The sequence below is a fragment of the Rhodococcus sp. I2R genome (assembly GCF_020889545.1).
GTDB lineage: Bacteria > Actinomycetota > Actinomycetes > Mycobacteriales > Mycobacteriaceae > Rhodococcoides.
On record NZ_JAHUTG010000003.1, the window covers coordinates 60,741 to 80,378 of the forward strand.

The 19,638-nt window shown below is 64.4% G+C and carries 20 protein-coding genes; 13 read left to right on the plus strand and 7 right to left on the minus strand.

The features are described from left to right. Positions 1 to 3 precede the first annotated feature (3 nt). Positions 4 to 1,167 carry a cystathionine gamma-synthase gene (locus KVY23_RS03480; RefSeq protein WP_230555309.1) on the minus strand — a complete coding sequence of 388 codons (1,164 nt, stop codon included), beginning with the start codon at positions 1,165 to 1,167 and terminating at the stop codon, positions 4 to 6. 96 nt (positions 1,168 to 1,263) lie between these two features. On the opposite strand from KVY23_RS03480, the gene KVY23_RS03485 reads away from it, so the two are divergent. Then, positions 1,264 to 2,451: an acyl-CoA dehydrogenase family protein gene (locus KVY23_RS03485; protein WP_206509601.1), complete on the plus strand. Its 1,188-nt coding sequence runs from the start codon at positions 1,264 to 1,266 to the stop codon at positions 2,449 to 2,451. A 61-nt stretch (positions 2,452 to 2,512) separates the two neighbouring features. Here KVY23_RS03485 and KVY23_RS03490 read toward each other — a convergent pair whose 3' ends face one another. Beyond that, positions 2,513 to 3,898, minus strand: a complete 1,386-nt coding sequence (locus tag KVY23_RS03490) for a cystathionine beta-synthase (protein WP_230555310.1) — start codon at positions 3,896 to 3,898, stop codon at positions 2,513 to 2,515. 123 nt (positions 3,899 to 4,021) lie between these two features. Here KVY23_RS03490 and KVY23_RS03495 point away from each other — a divergent pair, with 123 nt between their 5' ends. Both KVY23_RS03495 and KVY23_RS03500 read left to right on the plus strand, forming a co-directional pair. Next, positions 4,022 to 4,990, plus strand: a complete 969-nt coding sequence (locus KVY23_RS03495; RefSeq protein ID WP_230555311.1) for an SGNH/GDSL hydrolase family protein — start codon at positions 4,022 to 4,024, stop codon at positions 4,988 to 4,990. Between the two features lie 93 nt (positions 4,991 to 5,083). After that, positions 5,084 to 6,304 (plus strand): acetyl-CoA C-acetyltransferase, encoded by a 1,221-nt coding sequence (locus tag KVY23_RS03500; RefSeq protein WP_230555312.1) that lies wholly within the window; start codon positions 5,084 to 5,086, stop codon positions 6,302 to 6,304. A 145-nt stretch (positions 6,305 to 6,449) separates the two neighbouring features. Here KVY23_RS03500 and KVY23_RS03505 read toward each other — a convergent pair whose 3' ends face one another. Continuing rightward, positions 6,450 to 7,298, minus strand: a complete 849-nt coding sequence (locus tag KVY23_RS03505; protein WP_230555313.1) for a Bax inhibitor-1/YccA family protein — start codon at positions 7,296 to 7,298, stop codon at positions 6,450 to 6,452. 201 nt (positions 7,299 to 7,499) lie between these two features. Here KVY23_RS03505 and KVY23_RS03510 point away from each other — a divergent pair, with 201 nt between their 5' ends. Further along, entirely contained in the window at positions 7,500 to 7,922 is a 423-nt protein-coding gene (locus KVY23_RS03510; RefSeq protein ID WP_230555314.1) for a hypothetical protein, read from the plus strand. A gap of 3 nt (positions 7,923 to 7,925) precedes the next feature. Here the strand turns inward: KVY23_RS03510 and KVY23_RS03515 are convergent, their stop codons facing one another. The 3 genes from KVY23_RS03515 to KVY23_RS03525 form a co-directional block, all read right to left on the minus strand. Next, a complete protein-coding gene (locus KVY23_RS03515) occupies positions 7,926 to 9,047 on the minus strand; it encodes a methyltransferase (RefSeq protein WP_230555315.1) in 1,122 nt (373 codons plus the stop codon). Between the two features lie 240 nt (positions 9,048 to 9,287). Beyond that, a complete protein-coding gene (locus KVY23_RS03520; RefSeq protein ID WP_230555316.1) occupies positions 9,288 to 9,812 on the minus strand; it encodes a peroxiredoxin in 525 nt (174 codons plus the stop codon). Positions 9,813 to 9,829: 17 nt separating this feature from the next. Continuing rightward, positions 9,830 to 10,627, minus strand: a complete 798-nt coding sequence (locus KVY23_RS03525) for a tyrosine-protein phosphatase (RefSeq protein ID WP_230555317.1) — start codon at positions 10,625 to 10,627, stop codon at positions 9,830 to 9,832. 52 nt (positions 10,628 to 10,679) lie between these two features. Between KVY23_RS03525 and KVY23_RS03530 the strand changes: the two genes are divergently transcribed. The 6 genes from KVY23_RS03530 to KVY23_RS03555 all read left to right on the plus strand — a co-directional run bounded on the left by KVY23_RS03530 (position 10,680) and on the right by KVY23_RS03555 (position 15,793). Next, positions 10,680 to 11,810, plus strand: a complete 1,131-nt coding sequence (locus KVY23_RS03530) for an FAD-binding oxidoreductase (protein ID WP_230555318.1) — start codon at positions 10,680 to 10,682, stop codon at positions 11,808 to 11,810. A gap of 30 nt (positions 11,811 to 11,840) precedes the next feature. Then, entirely contained in the window at positions 11,841 to 12,320 is a 480-nt protein-coding gene (locus KVY23_RS03535) for an Lrp/AsnC family transcriptional regulator (protein WP_075839686.1), read from the plus strand. A 115-nt stretch (positions 12,321 to 12,435) separates the two neighbouring features. Continuing rightward, complete coding sequence (locus KVY23_RS03540; RefSeq protein WP_230555319.1) at positions 12,436 to 13,632, plus strand: CdaR family transcriptional regulator; 1,197 nt, start codon at positions 12,436 to 12,438, stop codon at positions 13,630 to 13,632. 169 nt (positions 13,633 to 13,801) lie between these two features. Next, positions 13,802 to 14,803: a TerC family protein gene (locus KVY23_RS03545; protein WP_075839685.1), complete on the plus strand. Its 1,002-nt coding sequence runs from the start codon at positions 13,802 to 13,804 to the stop codon at positions 14,801 to 14,803. A gap of 52 nt (positions 14,804 to 14,855) precedes the next feature. After that, the gene (locus KVY23_RS03550) at positions 14,856 to 15,404 is read left to right on the plus strand and encodes a Dps family protein (protein WP_206509595.1); all 549 of its coding nucleotides are present in this window, start codon (positions 14,856 to 14,858) and stop codon (positions 15,402 to 15,404) included. A 233-nt stretch (positions 15,405 to 15,637) separates the two neighbouring features. Then, positions 15,638 to 15,793: a DUF6131 family protein gene (locus KVY23_RS03555; RefSeq protein ID WP_230555501.1), complete on the plus strand. Its 156-nt coding sequence runs from the start codon at positions 15,638 to 15,640 to the stop codon at positions 15,791 to 15,793. Between the two features lie 82 nt (positions 15,794 to 15,875). Here the strand turns inward: KVY23_RS03555 and KVY23_RS03560 are convergent, their stop codons facing one another. Further along, positions 15,876 to 16,928 (minus strand): Gfo/Idh/MocA family protein, encoded by a 1,053-nt coding sequence (locus KVY23_RS03560; protein ID WP_230555320.1) that lies wholly within the window; start codon positions 16,926 to 16,928, stop codon positions 15,876 to 15,878. Positions 16,929 to 17,098: 170 nt separating this feature from the next. Here KVY23_RS03560 and KVY23_RS03565 point away from each other — a divergent pair, with 170 nt between their 5' ends. The 3 genes from KVY23_RS03565 to KVY23_RS03575 all read left to right on the plus strand — a co-directional run bounded on the left by KVY23_RS03565 (position 17,099) and on the right by KVY23_RS03575 (position 19,571). Then, positions 17,099 to 17,671, plus strand: coding sequence for a giguanylate cyclase (locus KVY23_RS03565; RefSeq protein WP_230555321.1), 573 nt, complete (start codon positions 17,099 to 17,101; stop codon positions 17,669 to 17,671). Between the two features lie 305 nt (positions 17,672 to 17,976). Further along, positions 17,977 to 18,939 (plus strand): DICT sensory domain-containing protein, encoded by a 963-nt coding sequence (locus tag KVY23_RS03570; RefSeq protein WP_230555322.1) that lies wholly within the window; start codon positions 17,977 to 17,979, stop codon positions 18,937 to 18,939. Between the two features lie 152 nt (positions 18,940 to 19,091). Further along, positions 19,092 to 19,571, plus strand: a complete 480-nt coding sequence (locus KVY23_RS03575; RefSeq protein WP_206509592.1) for a GNAT family N-acetyltransferase — start codon at positions 19,092 to 19,094, stop codon at positions 19,569 to 19,571. The last annotated feature ends 67 nt before the right edge of the window (positions 19,572 to 19,638 follow it).

Below are 19,638 nucleotides of genomic sequence, written 5' to 3' on the forward strand. Positions count from 1 at the left end.
CCCCTACCGACCCAGAGCCTGCTCGATGTCACCGACGAGATCGGCCGCGTCCTCGATACCGACCGACAGCCGCACCAGATCGTCCGGCACCTCGAGCAGCGACCCGGCCGTCGACGCGTGCGTCATGGCCCCGGGGTGCTCGATGAGCGACTCGACACCACCGAGCGATTCCGCGAGCGTGAACACCTCGGTACGCGAGCAGAAGTCCAACGCCGCCTGCTTGCCGCCTGCCAGCCGCACCGAGATCATGCCGCCGAACCGTCGCATCTGCTTGGCCGCGACCACATGCGAGGGATGCGATGCGAGACCGGGATAGATGACCGTGGAGATCGCGGGATGGCCGTCGAGCAGGTCGACGAGCTTCTCCGCGTTGTCGCTGTGACGCTCCATCCGCAGCGCGAGCGTCTTGATGCCACGCAGCGTCAGGAACGCGTCGAACGGGCCCGGGACTCCGCCGGCACCGTTCTGCAGGAAGGCGAACGCCGCATCGAGTTCTTCGTCGTCGGTGATCAGCGCGCCGCCGACCACATCGGAGTGGCCCCCGATGTACTTGGTGGTCGAATGCAACACCACGTCGGCACCCAGCTGCAACGGCTGCTGCAGGTAGGGCGAGGCGAACGTGTTGTCCACGACGAGCTTGGCATTCTTCTCGTGCGCGACCTCGGCGAGCGCGGCGATGTCACCGATATTGAGCAGCGGGTTGGTCGGTGTCTCGACCCACACCAGCTTCGTGTTGGGGCGGATCGCGTCGCGGACCGCGTCCACATCCGACACCGCGGCCACCGAGTACTCGATGCCCCACTGAGTGAAGACCTTGTCGATCAGCCGGAAGGTGCCACCGTAGGCGTCGTTGGGGATGACGAGGTGATCGCCGGGCCGCAACGCTGCCCGGAGCAGCGCGTCCGTCGCGGCCATGCCCGAGGAGAACGCGCGCCCGTAGTTCCCGGACTCGATGGCAGCCAGGTTGGCTTCGAGTGGCCGACGCGTCGGATTTCCGGTGCGGGCGTACTCGAAGCCGTTGCGCATGCCGCCGACGCCGTCCTGAGCGAACGTCGAGCTGGCGTAGATCGGAACGTTCACGGCACCGGTCAGCGGATCCGGTTCGTAACCGGCATGAACGGCCTTGGTGGAGAATCCCTGCTCTGCCTTGCTGCGCTGCTCACTCATGGCTTTCAGCCTAGTGGGCGACCGCGCGCATTCTCTATCGCGTCCGCCGCTCGCGTGGGTAGCCTGCGAAGACATCCCTGATCAGAAAGAGGCACCGTGACCGAGAAGACATCCCTCCGCTCACAGAGCGTCGATGAACTATTCGCGATCGACTCTCTCCTCGACACCGAGGAACGGCAGATTCGGGACACGGTCCGCAAACTCGGCAACGAGCGGATCCGGCCACACCTGGCAGATTGGTTCGAGGAGGGCACCGTCCCCGCGCGCGAGCTGGCCAAGGAACTGGGCGCGCTCGGACTCCTCGGCATGCACCTCGAGGGATACGGGTGTGCCGGCACCTCGGCGACCGCGTACGGGCTGGCCTGCCTCGAGCTCGAAGCGATGGACTCCGGCATCCGCAGCCTGGTGTCGGTTCAGGGCTCGCTCGCGATGTTCGCGATCTGGAAGTTCGGATCGGAGGACCAGAAACAGCAGTGGCTGCCCGGGATGGCCGAGGGATCACTCATCGGCTGCTTCGGTCTGACCGAAGCGGACTTCGGCTCCAATCCCGGCGGCATGCTCACCCGCGCCAAGAAGGACGGCGACGACTGGATCCTCAACGGCAGCAAGATGTGGATCACCAACGGTCCCGTCGCGGACGTCGCGATCGTGTGGGCCCAGACGGACCACAAAGTGCGGGGCTTCATCGTCCCAACCGACACGCCGGGGTTCACCGCGAACACGGTGAAGAAGAAACTCTCACTACGCGCGTCCATCACCGGCGAGCTCGTCTTCGAAGACGTCCGACTCCCCGCCGACGCGATGCTGCCCGAGGCCGAGGGTCTCCGTGGCCCGTTGAGCTGCCTGAACGAGGCCCGCTTCGGCATCGTTTTCGGGGCGATGGGCGCGGCCCGCGACTGCATCGAGTCCGCCGTCGAATACTCCAAGACCCGTGAGGTCTTCGACAAGCCCCTCGCTGGATACCAGCTGACCCAGGCCAAGCTCGCCAACATGGCCCTCGAGCTCGGCAAGGGAGAGCTACTGGCCCTGCACCTCGGGCGGCTCAAGGACAAGGGCGAACTGAGCGGCGAGCAGGTCTCCCTCGGCAAGCTCAACAACGTCCGGGAAGCGATCGCAATCGCCCGGGAGTGCCGCACCATCCTCGGCGCCAACGGCATCACTCTGGAATACCCGGTGCTCCGGCACGCCAACAACCTCGAATCGGTCCTCACCTACGAGGGCACGTCAGAGGTTCATCAATTGGTGATCGGGCAGGCGCTGACCGGGTCGAGCGCGTTCCGGTAGGCGCTTCACGCATGTGCGCGGAAATACATAGCGGACTATGTATTTCCGCGCACATGCGCCGCTAGGCGCCTTTGCTCAGGAATCCGAGCAGGTCGTGCCGGGTGATGACGCCGACGGGCTTGCCCTCTTCGACGACCATCAGTGCATCGGATTCGCCGAGCGCCTTCGTCGCGTCGGAGACAGTCTCGCCTGCACCGATCAGCGGAAACGGATCGCTCATGTGCTGAGCCACCGAATCGGCGAGCGCAGCACGGCCTTCGAAGACCGCGCTGAGCAGGTCGCGTTCGGTGACGCTGCCCGCCACCTCACCGGCCATGACGGGCGGCTCGGCGCCGACGACCGGCATCTGCGAGACGCCGTACTCACGCAGGATCTCGATGGCATCGCGAACGGTTTCCGACGGGTGCGTGTGCACCAGGTCCGGGATTGCCCCCGACTTCCCGCGCAGCACCTCTCCGACGGAGGTCTCCTCGGTTGTGCCGTCCAGACGCGTACGAAGGAAACCGTACGAGGACATCCAGGAGTCGTTGAAGATCTTGGCGAGGTATCCGCGACCACCGTCGGGCAGCAGCACCACGACGAGAGCGTCGGGGCCCTCGCGCTCGGCGACCTGAATCGCCGCGACCGCAGCCATCCCGCAAGATCCGCCGACCAGCAGGCCTTCCTCGCGGGCGAGCCGGCGCGTCATGTCGAACGAGTCGGCGTCGGAGACAGCGATGATCTCGTCGGGGATCGAGGGGTCGTAGGCGGTGGGCCAGAAGTCCTCGCCGACGCCCTCGACGAGGTACGGCCGCCCGGTGCCGCCGGAGTAGACGGAGCCTTCGGGGTCTACGCCGACGACCTTGACCTTGCCCCCCGAGACCTCCTTCAGGTACTTGCCGGTGCCGGAGATCGTGCCGCCGGTACCGACGCCCGCGACGAAGTGGGTGATCTTGCCGTCGGTGTCGGCCCAGATCTCGGGGCCGGTGGTCTCGTAGTGGCTCTGCGGACCGGCGGGATTGGCGTACTGGTTGGGCTTCCACGCGCCGTCGATCTCACGCACGAGGCGATCGGACACGCTGTAGTAGCTGTTCGGATCCTCCGGGGCCACCGCTGTAGGGCACACCACGACCTCGGCTCCGTACGCCCGCAGGACATTGCGCTTGTCCTCGCCGACCTTGTCCGGGCAGACGAACACACACTTGTAGCCGCGCTGCTGCGCGACGAGGGCCAGCCCGACACCGGTGTTGCCCGACGTGGGTTCGACGATGGTGCCGCCCGGCTTCAACTCGCCGGCCGCCTCGGCCGCGTCGATCATCTTCACCGCGATGCGGTCCTTCGACGAACCGCCCGGGTTGAGGTATTCGATCTTGGCTGCAACCGTCCCCGCGTCGTCGCCGACAACGGAGGAAAGCTTGACCAACGGGGTGTTGCCGATGAGTTCGGTGATGTGCTGAGCAATGCGCATGCCTTCATCTTCCCAGATGCCGTCTTTTCCACACACGCCGCGCCGTGCGTCGAGCGGTACGGCTCTGACGCATCGCCCGGATGAATACGATGGTGTGGTGGCCCGTATCGAAGGAGACAAGCAGTGCCGTTGAAGAAGTGGCGAACCGCGGCCAAGGCCGGTGCCGCAACGGTGGTCGCGGGCTCTTCGGCGGGAACTGTGTCCTGGGCCGCGTACCGGCATCTGATGTCGCAGGCGACGTCGGCCCGGGGCGTCATCGGTCGCAACACTGCTCGGCCACCCGAGGCCGACGGTGTCTACGGCCCCGGGGACCTCACCCCCGAGCGGTGGCGCTTCGACAGTTCGGCAGATATTCACCTGATGGTCTTCGGTGATTCCACAGCAGCTGGGGTCGGCTGCACGGTCGCCGACGAGGTTCCCGGCGTGCTCGTCGCTCGCGGCCTCGCCGACGAGACCGGAAAACGAGTACGGCTGAGTACCAAAGCCATCGGCGGCGCCACATCCAAGGGCTTGGAAGGTCAGGTCGACGCCATGTTCGTCGCCGGCCCGGCGCCGGACGCGGCGATCATCCTCATCGGCGCCAACGACGTCACCAAGAAGTTCTCGGTCGCCGGTTCCGCGACGCGGCTCGGCAACGCGGTGGAACGGCTGACGGCGAAGGGAACGGTCGTCGCCGTCGGCACCTGCCCCGACCTCGGCGTCGTGACGGCCATCCCGCAGCCCCTGCGAACGCTCGTGCGCAATTGGGGTCTGCGCCTGGCCAAGGCTCAGGCCGAGCAGACGATCAAGGCGGGCGGATACCCGGTGGCGCTGGCCGATCTGCTGGCACCGGAGTTTCTTGCGGCGCCGGACACCATGTTCTCCGCAGACCGGTTCCATCCTTCTGCAGCGGGCTACGAGCTCGCGGCGAGGCAGCTTCTCCCGGTGCTGGCCGCCGCGCTGGGCGAGTGGCACGGAGGCCCGCTCCCCGACTTGCCCGAGGTTTCCGCAGCGGCAGAATCACGCCGGTTCATTCCGCGAGCTGCGGCGTCGGTAGATCGGTTCCTGCGCAGACGAGGTGCCGAGATCCGAGCGCAGACCGAGGAGCGATAAGTTCGAACAACGGGCCACGCCTACTCGGCGTCGACTTGCGCAGTAGCGATAGCTTCCGCCGTACGCAATGCAGCATCCAACGAAGGAGAGTTCATGCCAGAGGCAGTGATCGTCAGTACCGCTCGTTCACCGATCGGCCGCGCGATGAAGGGATCGCTCAAGGACATTCGTCCCGACGATCTGACCGTGCAGATGGTGGCCGCAGCGCTCGCGAAGGTCCCCGAGCTCGATCCTCTGGACATCGACGACCTGCTTCTCGGGTGTGGTCTTCCCGGAGGCATGCAGGGCAACAACCTCGCACGCATCGTCGCCGTCCTCCTCGGTTACGACTCGCTCCCCGGCACCACGATCACGCGCTACTGCTCCTCGTCGCTGCAGACCACCCGCATGGCGCTGCACGCCATCAAGGCAGGCGAGGGTGACGTCTTCATCTCCGCCGGCGTCGAGAGCGTCTCGAGTTTCGTGCACGGCAACTCCGACTCGCTGCCCGCCAGCCACAACCCGCACTTCGCCGACGCCGAAGCACGCACCAAGAAGGCCCAGGAAGAAGGCGCCGACAGCTGGACCGATCCGCGTGAAAGCGGAGAGCTTCCCGATGCATACATCGCGATGGGGCAGACCGCCGAGAACGTCGCCCTGCTGACCGGAATCGGCCGCGAGGAGCAGGACCACTGGGGCGTACGCAGCCAGAACCGCGCCGAGGAAGCAATCGCCTCCGGCTTCTTCGAACGTGAGATCACTCCTGTCACGTTGCCCGACGGCACCGTCGTCAGCACCGACGACGGTCCCCGCGCCGGCACCACCTACGACAAGATCAGCCAGCTCAAGCCGGTATTCCGGCCGAACGGCACGATCACCGCGGGCAACGCGTGCCCACTCAACGACGGCGCAGCGGCGCTCGTCATCATGAGCGACACCAAGGCGAAGGCGCTGGGACTGACCCCGCTCGCCCGGATCGTCTCCACCGGCGTCACGGGCACCTCACCCGAGATCATGGGACTCGGCCCGATCGAGGCCACCCGCCGGGCGCTGGCCATCGCCGGAATGTCGATCTCCGACATCGACCTGTTCGAGATCAACGAGGCCTTCGCCGTGCAGGTTCTCGGCTCGGCCCGCGACCTGGGCATCGATCACGACAAGTTGAATGTCTCCGGTGGCGCCATCGCCGTCGGTCACCCGTTCGGAATGACCGGTGCTCGCATCACCACCACGCTGCTGAACAACCTGCAGACGCAGGACAAGACGTTCGGTGTCGAAACCATGTGCGTCGGCGGCGGCATGGGTATGGCAATGGTGCTCGAACGCCTGAGCTGAGCGCTCGAGTCCTAGGTGCACACAAATCGCTGCGCGAGGGTCGAATGTGACTGCTGGACGCGACTTGTGTGCAACCAGGCACACCGAACACGCAACGAAAAAGGCCCCGCACTCATCGGAGTGCGGGGCCTTTTCGTGCGAGTAACTAGTCGCTGTTGAAGTAGCTGAGCAGACGCAGGATTTCGACGTACAGCCACACGAGGGTGATCGTCAGTCCGAGTGCGACGCCCCAGGCTGCCTTCTCCGGCGCCTGAGCACGGATCAGCTGGTCGGCCTGATCGAAGTCCAGCAGGAAGCTGAAGGCCGCGATGCCGATGCAGACGAGGCTGAAGATGATGGCGACCGGGCCGCCGTCGCGAAGGCCGAGGCCACCGTCCATGAAGAAGCCCGCGACGAGGTTGCCGAGTGCGAGGACGACGACACCGATGAGTGCGCCGACGATCATTCGAGTCAGGCGAGGGGTGACCCGGATGGCGCCGGTCTTGTAGACGACCAGCATGCCGAAGAACACACCGAACGTTCCGAGCACTGCCTGCGCGATGAGGGTGCTACCACCTGCGCCACCGAAGCTGATATCGGTGAACATGAACGACAGCGCACCGAGGAAGAAGCCCTCCGCGACGGCGTAGGCGAGAACGAGGGCCTTGTTGTCCATTTTCTTGCCGAACACCGCGACCAGTACGAGTACGAGGCCGATGAGTCCGCCGCCGACGACGAATGGGACCGCAAGATCTCCGTTGTTGTCGACCAACAGGTAGGACACGATTGCCGTGATAGCCAAGACACCGAGCGTGATGCCCGTCTTGGTGACGACATCGTCGATGGTCATGGACCGCGACGTGGGTCCGGTCCGATACGGGTCGGCAGCCGTGGCCGGCTGGCCGAATTGCTGTGCAGCCTGCGAGGCGCCTGCCGTCGCAGTGCCGAAAGTGGCGTATCCGCCGCCTCCCTGCTTGGGCAGGTTGCGGAACACCGGGTTGCTTGAGGTGCGCACCGTGTTTCTTCCCTTCATGGATTCAGGCCGTGCTCGAGGAGTTCCTCGACAGTCGTAAGTAGAACGTTTCATATACGGACGAAAGTTCCCAGCCGGACTACGACCGTTTTACGACAATTCGGACTCTACCGCGCCGCCCAGCGGAACGCGTCCGCGAGCGGAAGAGTTTCTCCTGCGCGAATTGGGGGCATGATTCGGTACATGAGTATCGAAGACGGACCGGACCAGACACTCGATCAGAGCGAAAGCCTCGACTCGGACGAAGTGCGCAACGACGACGGTGACACCGTGGTCGACGCGCCGGATCGCTGGAGCGAGGCGGACAAGTTCGGGACCACCCTCGAGGAGGCCCGCGAAGGTGAAAGCCTCGACGCGAAGCTCGCCGAGGAAGAACCCGATACCGCAGCGGAGGAGGAAGAGCGTTCGGTCAACGAGATCCCCGACGAGGAACTGACCGAGGAGCTCGTCGACCACGAGCTCGTCGAATCGGACGAGAATCCCGATATCGACTATGCCGAAGGGCAGCGTCAAGCCGAGATCGTCGAAGGGACCCTGGTGGAAGACCGCGGTATGGATCGCGGCCAGATCAGCGGGACACCGGAGGACGGCGGACCGGTCGAATAGCGGTCAACGTACCGACCGGGTGACGGTGAACTTCTTGTTCTTCCCCGCCACCTCGGTCGGCCCGACTGCATTGGACAGCGCCTGCCGGTACCCGAGATGGGTGTTGTAGACCGTCCACATCTCGCCGCCGGGACGCAGCACCCGCCCCGCCGCCGCGAACAGTTTCTCCGCGCTGCCCGTGTGCAGCGACGCGCCCTCGTGAAACGGGGGGTTGCACACCACCAGATCGACCGACGAAGAGGGCAGCGTCGCCATGGCGTCGTCGCGGAACACATCGATGACGACACCGTTCGCCGACGCCGTGGCCCGCGCAGACGCCACTGCCGCGGCCGATCTGTCGGTGGCCATGACACGCGCGGTGTCGTGGGTCCGGGCAAGCAGACACGCGAGAATCCCGGTACCGCAACCGAGGTCGACGACGACGGATGCATCCGGCTTCATGCGAGCGGCGAACGATCCCAGGAATCTCGTCCCGATGTCCAACTTTGCGCCCGCGAACACCGCACCGTGCGCGAGAACGGTGAGATCTATGTCACCAATGAACTCGCTGACCGGATAGGACAACGCCGACGGTCGGATCGGGCGCGAGGCGCTCAGCACGCGTGCCTTCTGCCGCCCACGACCTGCGCTGACAGATTCGAACGACGCGCCCAACACCGCATTCATCGCCGGAGTCATGTGCTTGTCTCGACCGCCCGCGTAGACCTGCACCTCGGGTGCGGCGAAGCGGGCGATCGTCTCGGCGATCTCAGTGAGCTCGGCCAGGCTGCGGGGCAGCTGCATCAGCACCACATCGACACCGTCCAGAAGATCCTCGCCGAGGTCGTGATGGCTGAAAACACCTGTTAGCCCTGCATCTGCGGCGTTGCGCGCGAGCGCGAGCTCGCCCGTAACGGAGTCCTGGTGCACCCGAATGCCCGTGATGCCGTGCCGTGCCGCGACACCGAGCGTCAGCGCACCGTAACGGTCGTTGATGACCGCGATCGTGCGGTCGACCAATTCGGCGTCTCGCTCGGCCACGGTGTCGAGCACCAGCCGATCCGCCGCATCGACGGCGAACAAATTCGGGGCCTCGGCATCGGGATAGCGGCGTATTCCACCAAGGACGGTTTCTGCATCGAGCACGGCGTCAGTGTTGCACCCCGGCAGATTGCGTTTCAAACACGTTGATCTTCGATAATTTTGCAGGCGACCGCTGCGCGCGTCCGGGTGGCGTTTTCTTCGAACGGAGAGCATGCTCGTGGGATGGAACCATCCAAGAAGAACGAGGCTTTGTTCAGCCACATTGACGATACCTCTGCCGATTCACCTGCGGAAAACAAGAAGCCTGCCGTGTACACAGCCCTCTTCAGCGGCGAAAACACTTCAGGCCAGATAGCGTAAAAAGTCCAGCGCCCTGTCCGCGTGGACGTGCGCGCGCTCGCTCGTCACCTTCAGTCGCACCACTCGATGTCGGTCGATGACGAAGGTAGTCCGCTTCACCGAAAGCAGTCTTCTGACAATCCCCCGCTTCGCCGCATGCGATCTGCGCCTCTCCAGATCTCGGCGACGCCGGAATCTCGTCATCCAATTACCCCGGCGCACACCGAACTGTTCCGCGACCGTTGCGTCCGAGTCCGAAAGCAACGGGTAGTCGAAGGCGCGCTGCATTGCGAAATGGCTTTGTCTGTCTGCGGTGTCGGTGCTTATCCCGACGCGCTGAGCGCCCAAGGCCGCGAAGGATGCCCCCAGATCACGAAAGTGACAAGCCTGGGCCGTGCAGACCGGACTCGAGGCGGCGGGATAGAAGAACAGAACCACAGGGCCATCGGCCACCATGTCACCGAGCGACCGGATGTTCCCTTCGTGATCCGGAAGTCGAAAATCCGGCGCGATATCGCCAGTACGCATGGTGGACAGGGTACGCGTCAGGCTCTCGCGTCCAGTAATACTGCGTTCAATGCGCTGACCGAGTCACCGTCGAACCCGAGTGCGTCGAGATATCCGTCGAACGACCCGTACATCGAGTCCACAGTCTCGAAGCCCCTGCGGTAGTACTCCTCGGTGACGCCGAGTACGGCATCGGACAGCTCCACGGGAGCCCCGTCCGCGCCTCTTTCCCAGACGGCTTGCACATGCGCACGTAGCGGTTCGATCGCGTCGTTGCTGGCCAGATAGTCGGCCAGCACGTCCTCCTCGGTGACGCCGACCGCCCGCAGAATGGTCGCGACGGTCCACCCGGCTCGGTCCTTGCCCGCTGCACAGTGCACCAGCGCGGGCCCGTCGCCGCGGGCCAGGGCAGAGGCAACGCCGTTGATCGCACGCTTGGCGCCGTCGAGCGACGGAAACGAGGTGTACGCGCGCATCATGTATTGCCTCTGCGCCTGCTCGACGGACACGTCGACCTCGTGCGGGGTATGTGTGCGCCGGCGATCGTCGAACGGCAGGTTGTGCACGGCGACGCCGTGCGGGACTCGATCTCGACCACTTCGTTCGATCTCAGGCGCGCCGCGCAGGTCGAACACGCGAACGATCCCCAACCGCGTCAGCTCGGCGCCGCCGGCGTCGTCGAGACGACTGAGCTCGGACGAGCGGTACAGGACGCCGCCACGAACGGCCCGACCGTCGACCGTGCGTGCGCCACCGACATCACGAAAATTCCAAGCCCCGGACAACCGAAACTGACCGACCGGCGAATCCGAAACGGGGACATAGCTCTCTGGCATGACCTGACAGTAACGAACCTCCCGCCTAACGGACGGGCGATAGTCTGCGTCAATGAATGCACGGCACGAGTTCGATGTCATCGTCGTGGGCGGCGGCATCGCGGGTGTGTCGATCGCCTGTGAACTGTCGCGGGATCGGGCAGTGTGCTTGCTCGAACAGGAGGCGGCTCTCGCCTTCCACACGACGGGGCGTTCGGCGGCACTATTCCTCGAGACGTACGGAAACGCTCCGATTCGGGCACTGACCTCGGCTAGTCGGGAGTTCCTCACCGACCCGCCCGAGTTCTGGGACAGCGCATTGCTCTCACCCCGCTCGCTGCTGCAGTTCGCGGTACGCGGACGTGGCGACGCGCTCGAATCCCTCTTTCACCAGGTACACGAACTGGCGCCGAGCGCTCAGCTCGTCTCACCCACGGAGGCCCACGCACTGTTTCCGCTGCTGCGGGCCGAGCACATCGACGCTGCGTTGTTCGATCCCGAGGCCATGGAGGTCGACGTGCACGCGCTCCATCAGGGGTATGTGCGGGGCCTGCGGGCTCGTGGTGGATTCGTCGTCACCTCCGGCGGTGTCGTAGCACTCGAGCGCCTCGGTGAGGTATGGCAGGTGACGTCCTCGGACGGTTCGATACGTCGGGCGCCGGTTGTGGTGAACGCTGCCGGTGCGTGGGCGGATTCGGTCGCCGACCTCGCCGGTGCTGCGCGGGTGGGGTTGCAGCCCTTGCGGCGCACCATTTTCATGCTCGGCCTGCCCGAGGGGGCCGATTTGGCACGGCTCCCGACGCTCAGCGACATCGACGAGTCGTTCTATCTCAAGCCCGAGGGCAACCAGATGTTGTGTTCGCCTGCGGACGAGACGCCGACCGAGCCCTGTGATGCGCGTCCGGACGACCTGGAGATCGCGCGAGCGCTGGACGCCATCGGTGAGGCAACGACGCTGACCACCCGCCATGTTCGTTCCTCGTGGGCCGGCCTTCGCAGCTTCGTCGCGGACCGGACGCCGGTGGTCGGGTTCGACGCAACCGTCGAGGGATTCTTCTGGTGCGCAGGTCAGGGCGGCTACGGAATTCAGACGTGTGCGGCCCTCGCTCGTGTCGGCGCTGCACTTGTGCGCGGCGAGCCGATACCCCAGGACGTTCTGGCCCGAGGCCTGGCCGTAGACGATCTTTCTCCGGCGCGTCGATGATGTGGTCCACTTTCGTGGCAATCTGAACCGATGACCGATTTCGACAGAACCGACGCCCGCCTGTTGCTGGCTCTGTGCGAGCGACCACGTGCCACCGGGGTGGAACTGGCAAACATCCTGGGGATGTCCCGCAACACCGTGCAGGCTCGGTTGACGCGGTGGGAAGAGAAGGACACTCTCACTCCCATCGACCATCGGGTTCGCCCGCGCAGCCTCGGCTATGCACTTCAGGCTTTCGTCACGACGCGAGTGGATCAGCACAAGCTCTCCGAGGTCACCGATCATCTGCGGACGATTCCGGAGGTGTTGGAGGTGTTCGGGTTGTCCGGCGCCTCGGACATGCACATCCGCATCGCGGCAGTCGACGCCGACGATCTCTATCGCGTCGCCGGTCTGATTCTCAAGATCCCCGGGGTCGAGCGGACCAACATGTCCATCGCGATGAGCGAGCTCATTCCGTACCGAACGACACCGCTGCTCGACCGGGCCGCGGGCGCCCGATCGAAGTGACTCTCGCGCAGCTCCCCCAGTTGGGGTGTGAAGGATCGGCGCCGCCCCCGACGCGGCGCCGATCTTGTTCGAACGGTAGCCGATTGCGTCCGCAAGGCCGCATACGATGAAGCCGATGGCGAGCGACTTTCCGGCAGCGACGAGCGAAGCAAGTCAACAACGCGTGGCCGATCTGGCTGCCGAGGATGCAGGCGGTCTACCCACCGAGCTGCTCGGTGACTTCCTCGACGTGCTGTCCTCTGCCGTGTCCGACGGGAGACCGCTGACGCGTCGTCAACTGCGCACGCTGCGCACCCACGGGGGCGCTGCAGCGAGACAGGGCGTAGCTCTACGCGCTCTCCTCGACCTCTACTTGTCATCCGCGTGGCGACTGTGGCGGACGCTGCCCGCGGTCATGGGCGCCGAGCAGGACCCGAGCGCCGTGGTGATGGCCGGCGAGGTCATGCTCCACGCCGTCGACGACGCTGTGGCCGAACTCGCCGAAGGCTTTCAGCTCGCGAAACGCACCGTCGTGCGAGCCGAGGTGTCCGCTCGACGCGAGTTCGTCGACGATCTGCTCTCCGGCAGCGCGGACGTCGCCGGGGTGCTGGGCCGCGCCGAGAGCTTCGGCATCGACCTCACCGGGCCCCACGCAGTCGTTGTGGTCGACGCCACCACGCCGTTCACCGACGGTGCAACCGTGCTCGCCGAGGTCGAGCGCGCCGTCCAGGGCACCAAGGGGGACTCCGACGTCCTGGTCGCCAGCAAGGAGGGCCGGCTGGTGGTGGTGTTCGCGGCACCGGACAACCGCGCCGTGGAATTCGTCATCGCCGCCGTTCGCGATGCCGTCGTATCCGACCACGACGCAAGCAGTAGGTGGCGGCGGATCGGCGTCGGACGCACCGGCCCGAACGTTGCCGGCGTCGCATCCTCGTACCGTGAGGCGCTCGACTCGTTGGATCTGGCCACGAAGCTCGAACTGGAGGCCCGCGTGGTCGATGCGCGCGAACTGCTCGTCTACCGCGTTCTGCTCGATGACCGGAGCGCGATCATCGACCTGGTAGAGACGGTTCTTGCACCGCTGACTACAGCCCGCGGGGGCGCCGAGCCGCTCCTTGCCACCCTCCTGGCGTATTTCGCATCCGGCGGAAACTCGGCGTCGACGGCTCGCTCGATGCATCTTTCAGTTCGCGCGGTGACCTACCGTCTCGCCCGCGTCGCCGAATTGACCGGCCACGACGTCACCGATCCGAGCGAGCGTTTCACTCTGCAGACCGCTGTCTACGCGGCGCGTCTTCTCGACTGGCCCCAGTCGAGACACCAGCTTGCTTGATTACGGCAACAAACCACCATCAAAGGTGTCCAAGTTCCGACGATGACTGCCGCAATCAGAACAGGCACACTTGTAAGAACGCGGCCGAACTACTGCCGTATCACGGCCACCGAAAGAAGGAGCACCAGAAGATGGACTCCACGATCTCGACCAGTAAGGACACCCGCCGATGAACGTCGTCCCGCTATGGGCGTGGGCGGCGTTCGCCGCCACCATCGTCATACTTCTCGCCATCGACCTGCTCGCGCACCGCGGGGCGCACATCATCGGCTTCAAAGAAGCGGCATGGTGGAGCGCTCTATGGGTCGGCGTCGCCATCATCTTCGGCGGAGTCGTCTTCGCCACGCTCGGTACGACGGCTGGTGTCGAATACACAACGGCCTGGTTGCTCGAGAAGAGTCTGTCCGTCGACAACCTCTTCGTGTTCGCCTTGATCTTCGGATACTTCAAGGTGCCGCGCGAGTATCAGCACCGCGTGCTGTTCTTCGGTGTTATCGGCGCGCTGGTCTTCCGAGGGATTTTCCTTGCCGCGGGCGTGGCCATCGTCAGCAAGTTCGCCGCCGTTCTCTTCGTCTTCGCCGCAATTCTGCTCTACAGCGCGTGGAAGTTGATGAAGGACGAGGACGATTCGTACGATCCGAGCACCTCGATTGCGGTCCGTTTGCTCCGCAAGATCATTCCGGTTCGCGACGAGTACGACGGGACGAAGTTCTTCGTCAAGGAAGCCGGTAAGCGCGTCGCGACCCCGCTGCTCGCGGTCGTGGTCGCGATCGAGGCGGCAGACCTCGTCTTCGCCGTCGACAGCGTGCCCGCAGTGCTGGCGGTCAGCGACGACCCGTTCATCGTCTACTCGTCGAACGCCTTTGCCATCCTCGGTCTTCGCGCGCTGTACTTCCTGCTTTCGGGTCTTCTCGACAAGTTCCACTACCTGTCCAAGGGCCTTGCCATCATCCTCGGGTTCATCGGCGTCAAGCTGATCCTGCAGGCCGGCCACAAGGTCATCAGCACCTCTATCCCGGAGATCCCATCGCTGGTCAGTCTCGCGGTGATCGTGATCGTGCTTGCCGGCTCGATAGTTCTGAGCCTGAAGCGGCCACAGAAGGAAGAACTCGAAGAAGTCGCCGCCGACGCGGACGTCCCGGGTGCGACGAAGGACCCAGAACAGAAATGATGTCTGCTACCCGGGGTGTTTCGCAGACGAGCACCCTGGGTAGCCCCCGACCATGACCAATTCGAATTCGTACACAGTTCCCGGATTGAGCAACGATCAAGGCGCACGGGTCGCTGCTCTGCTGCAGGACCGCCTGAACGCGTACAACGACCTGCACCTGACTCTCAAGCACATCCACTGGAATGTCGTGGGCCCCAACTTCATCTCCGTACACGAGATGCTCGACCCACAGGTCGAGACGGTGCGAGGGTTCGCCGACGAGGTGGCCGAGCGCATCGCCACCTTGGGTTCGTCAGCGAAGGGCACTCCCGGAACGATCGTCGACGGACGTTCCTGGGACGACTACTCCATCGGCCGCGCCACTGCAATCGAGCATCTGGGCGCCTTGGACCTCGTCTATGCCGGCGTCATCGGTGACACTCGCAAGGCCATTGCCGAGATCGGCGACATCGATCCCGTCACCGAGGATCTGCTCATCGGTCAGAGCGGGCAGTTGGAGCTCTTCCACTGGTTCGTCCGAGCACACCTCGAGAACTCGGGCGGACAGTTGTCCACCTCCGGCGCTTCGAGCGAGAAGGCCGCTGCAAAAGCAGCAAACTGATTCGCCGAGCAGTCGATGACCGCCCACCCAGGGCGATCGTAGGCTGCGGTGTTTGAACGTTTCCGCCGCAGGGTAGCCCTAAATGTCCGACTCTCCACCCGGAGCGTCGGACTGAACTTCCGTCAAGCCGTCAGCGTCCACATGTGGCCACTGTCGGCGTGCAGTTGCAACCGCTCGACAGTCGAAGAGCGGTTGTCTCGGCCAGCGGCATCGAATCGAAAGTAGGCACAACAGTGATCATCCTGGGAATCATCCTCGCCCTGATCGGCTATTTCGCGTCGATCAGCATTCTGACCACGATCGGCATCATCCTCGTGGTCGTCGGAGCCGTCCTGACCATCCTCGGCGCCACAGGCAATGCAATCGGTGGCCGCAAGACCTTCTATTGATCTACACGCAGTAACCAGTGAAAGCTCCGCACCGTGTTCGAAGGTGCGGAGCTTTTTCTGTCGTGGGCCTACACCGACGAGGTCACTCACATCCGAACGGCGGCGTGGTCGAGTTCACGCGGACGACCTCACCGCTGACAGCAGCGCGGCGCGCAGCGTCCAGCACTTCAAGGGTGTGAATGACCTGCGCACCCGGAACGGGCTGAGGCAAGTCACCGCTGGCAGCCGCCGCGAATTCACTGTAGAAGCTCTGGTAGCTGCCCTGTTCGGAGGGAACCTTTTCCACGCCGTGGACCGAGCGCAGTGTTCCCCATCGCTCTTCCAGCTCGTATCCCCATTCGGCCGGATTCTCGCTGGGGCGACGTCCCGCGAACACTGCACCCGCCTGGACGTCGGTGCCGTCCGAGTAGTAGCTGCCATCGATGCCGTAGACACGCAGTTGCCGGGCCTGAAAGTGGTTCGCTTTGGTCGCAGAGACAGTCGAGTGCACGCCGCTCTCGTGGTCGATGTCGATAACGAATGCACTGTCGGTTCGGTCGTCTCCCTTCCCGCGCCAATCCATCCGCGCATACACCGATGCGGCTGGGCCGAAAAGCCATAGGACCTGGTCGACGAGGTGGGCACCGAGATCTCGCAGCAGGCCACCGGCGGGTCCGTAATACAGGGTCGACGGCTCGTCGAGGTCGAATCGCGACTCGATCCGCCATACCCGTCCGAGTCGGCCGCCGTCTAGCACCGCCTTCAACGTCCTGATGTCGGCGTCCCACCGTCGATTCTGGAAGACGCTGAGCATCAGCCCGGCGCGCTCTGCGGCGCGTACCAGTTCGACTCCGCCCGCAGGGTCGGGAGCGAACGGCTTGTCGGCCACAACGTGCACACCGCGCGAGAGGGCTTCGAGGACGAGTTCGCGTCTCGTCGCCGGCGGCGTCGCAATGGTGACGGCGTCGACTCCTGCGTCGATCAGTTCCCCCAGGCTCGAGTAGACGGGCGTTCCTGGCGCGTCGAGCTCGACCTGCGCGGCGCGTTCGGTCGACCGAGTGACGATCCCTACCAGTTCGATCCCGTTCGCGGCCTGGATGAACGGGGTGTGAAAGTACCGCCCACCCATTCCGTAACCAACCACACCCAAACGCATAGCGACCCCTAACTTTGTAAAGACATTCGCACACATTACACGGGGATTATCGCGCGTTCGAGTGTTCCATTCGGTCGTCGAATATGGGGTTGCAGCCAGCAACCATGTGTTTCAATCGGCTACCGGTACGGACACAAGGGGTAATGATGGCCACCGCTGCGAGATCGTCAGTGAATTCGTCCACGGAGCACTACGAGTGGGGTTTGGCCCTGATGTCCTCACTGGCAGTGAGCGGCATCGTCAAGAAGGTGATCGCGCTTGCCACGCTGAGCATGGCCGTCGTGGTGACGCTCGAGATGGCGTTCGGATACGGCGCAACCACACCGATCGCAATCGCGGTGCAGTGGACGTCGATGATCGCGGCCTACATCATGGGGTTGTTCTGGCTCTTCGGGCCCTGGCCGACGCTCACCGAAGCGTTCGCGTTCGTCGTGATCGCGAACATCGCAATTTTCGGGGCCACGTTCGTCGCGGACTTCCCACCCGAGATCACCCTGGCGAAGACAGCATTCTTCATCGAGATCGGCATGTTCGTCGGGTTCTTCTTCGAACGCTGGATGCTCGCGTTCCACATCGTCTTCTGTATCGCTGCTACGACATTCATCGCGGCATACGTGGTCGTGTTCGAAGACGTCGCAGTACTGCAGGCGGTCGTGGTGTGGTCCCCGGTCGTCGTTTCGATCGGCGGTTTCGTGCTGCTGCTGCACTTCGCCGCACGGTCCATGCGCCTCGAGTTCGAGTAACACCGGGCGAGGCCCGGCCCCTACTGCAAAACTAACTCGGCATTCTCGACGGACTCGACGCCAGCCCGCCATGAAGCCGAGTCTGCCACGAGTCGTCGTTACCGCTTCGTGATTTCCGTTATCCACTCGTTACCCATCGGGCATCGGCAAAGAAACTTCGCTGAGCAAAGCTTCTGTTGGCAGGAGAATTCGATCCCACAGTGGACTGACCGAACGGACGAGTGTGATGACTCTGGCTGGCGCTGTGCCCGCGTGAGAGTCCGCGTGCAGTGTGCGAACTCGGGTGACCGAACGAGTCGGTGCCCATGACCACCGCACACACGCCCGCAGTCGAGCTCGAATCACGCGGCAGACAGCGACACCGATTCGATCTGTTGTCCGATGCGTTGGTTGTCGACACCAAGTCTCTCGTCGACAGTCCGGCCCAAACTCTCTGTTCGGTCGAAAACGCTCGCGAGCAGCAGAGGGTGGTGGCCGTCGACTCCGTGGGTATACGTCCGGATTCGTTGTCACTGCTTCCCCTGATCGAACCGGACATCATCGTCCTTGCGCCAGAGTTGGCGAACGACGCGCCGACCACCGCGGCAGCGCATGCGCTGCACGTCCTGGCAGCACAGGCCGAACGCACGGGCGCCGTCATCGTTGCCAGCGGTATCGACACCGAGATGCATCGGAGAAGAGCGCTGGCAATGGGAGCCACTTTCGGTATCGGCGAGTTGTACTCACCGGCCGAGGCCGACAGCACGAAACACCGGGATCCGGTCGCAGCCGGGCTTCCGCCCACGTGGAGCACCCCGCCCGCCGAGGCTGCATCTCCCTTCGACATCACCTCTGCCGAACACCTCGCCACCTCGAGTACCAAGAGACTACTGATCGAGATGAGCACGCACATCGAATGCCAGGCCGCTCTCTCGGGCCCGGACACCCTGACACTCGGCACCTTTCAGCATGCGCGTCAGTTCGGTCCCACAACGCGTCGGCGATGGCGGGCGATGGCAGCGCGAATCGCCTACACCGGTGTGTACGGCGTCGACATGCGCGGGATGACCGATCCCGGCATCACGCACTCGGACCTCGACCCGGCCGACCCGCTGATCGAGGAATGGAACATCGTGGTGCTCGGGCAGTTCTACTGCTGCGTGCTGTCGGCCCGCGATCTGCGCAGCGGGCGTTGCGAGTCCGATCGCCGATTCGACTACGTCGTCTCACATGACCGCGGGACCGTCATCCGATGCGCGCGTGCGATTCTCTCTCGGTTCGACGGGTAGCGCGCCTCACCAGGACAACCACGGTTCCAATGGAGGGCTGGCTCGCCGCCTTCGAGGCCCGAGGGTTGATCGAGCGACGCATGAACTACGCAACGGCGGGTATGCCTGATGGAACGTACGGATACACGAACGATGAACACGGGAAGATAACGATGATCAGCACAGGCACCGTTGCCAGCCGACCGCCCACCCTCATCCGGTCGTGGGCACCCGACCTCGACACCGACCGCCTCTACGCGATCTTGAAACTGCGCGTGGAGGTGTTCGTCGTCGAGCAGGCGTACTTCTACCCGGAGCTCGACGGATTCGATCTGTTGCCTCGCACCAGGCACTTCTGGCTCGAACGTGACGGCGAGGTCATCGGAACGGTCCGGCTGCTGGAGGAGAACGTGGGCGGCGAGAAGGAATTCCGGCTCGGTCACCTGTGCACGCGCCGCTCCGAACGTGGACTCGGACACACCACACGACTGTTGCAGGCCGCCCTGGCCGACGTCGGGGAGGCGCGATGCCGAATCGACTCACCGAGCTATCTCGTCGAGATGTACACCCGACACGGCTTCGCCCGCGATGGCGACGAGCGTATCGACAACGGTGTACCGCTGAACCCCCTGGTCCGGGACGTGCGCGCCTGACAGGCGAGGTGGGACTCAGCGATTCGACCCGAGACGAGCCGTGCCCACAAGTGTGCATCGGCACCGA

Excerpts from the sequence above, each read along its gene's own strand:
- KVY23_RS03480 (WP_230555309.1), bottom strand. The coding sequence starts at position 1,167 with ATGAGTGAGCAGCGCAGCAAGGCAGAGCAGGGATTCTCCACCAAGGCC.
- KVY23_RS03490 (WP_230555310.1), bottom strand. The coding sequence starts at position 3,898 with ATGCGCATTGCTCAGCACATCACCGAACTCATCGGCAACACCCCGTTG.
- KVY23_RS03500 (WP_230555312.1), top strand. The coding sequence starts at position 5,084 with ATGCCAGAGGCAGTGATCGTCAGTACCGCTCGTTCACCGATCGGCCGC.
- KVY23_RS03510 (WP_230555314.1), top strand. The coding sequence starts at position 7,500 with ATGAGTATCGAAGACGGACCGGACCAGACACTCGATCAGAGCGAAAGC.
- KVY23_RS03520 (WP_230555316.1), bottom strand. The coding sequence starts at position 9,812 with ATGCGTACTGGCGATATCGCGCCGGATTTTCGACTTCCGGATCACGAA.
- KVY23_RS03525 (WP_230555317.1), bottom strand. The coding sequence starts at position 10,627 with ATGCCAGAGAGCTATGTCCCCGTTTCGGATTCGCCGGTCGGTCAGTTT.
- KVY23_RS03530 (WP_230555318.1), top strand. The coding sequence starts at position 10,680 with ATGAATGCACGGCACGAGTTCGATGTCATCGTCGTGGGCGGCGGCATC.
- KVY23_RS03535 (WP_075839686.1), top strand. The coding sequence starts at position 11,841 with ATGACCGATTTCGACAGAACCGACGCCCGCCTGTTGCTGGCTCTGTGC.
- KVY23_RS03540 (WP_230555319.1), top strand. The coding sequence starts at position 12,436 with ATGGCGAGCGACTTTCCGGCAGCGACGAGCGAAGCAAGTCAACAACGC.
- KVY23_RS03545 (WP_075839685.1), top strand. The coding sequence starts at position 13,802 with ATGAACGTCGTCCCGCTATGGGCGTGGGCGGCGTTCGCCGCCACCATC.
- KVY23_RS03550 (WP_206509595.1), top strand. The coding sequence starts at position 14,856 with ATGACCAATTCGAATTCGTACACAGTTCCCGGATTGAGCAACGATCAA.
- KVY23_RS03560 (WP_230555320.1), bottom strand. The coding sequence starts at position 16,928 with ATGCGTTTGGGTGTGGTTGGTTACGGAATGGGTGGGCGGTACTTTCAC.
- KVY23_RS03570 (WP_230555322.1), top strand. The coding sequence starts at position 17,977 with ATGACCACCGCACACACGCCCGCAGTCGAGCTCGAATCACGCGGCAGA.
- KVY23_RS03575 (WP_206509592.1), top strand. The coding sequence starts at position 19,092 with ATGATCAGCACAGGCACCGTTGCCAGCCGACCGCCCACCCTCATCCGG.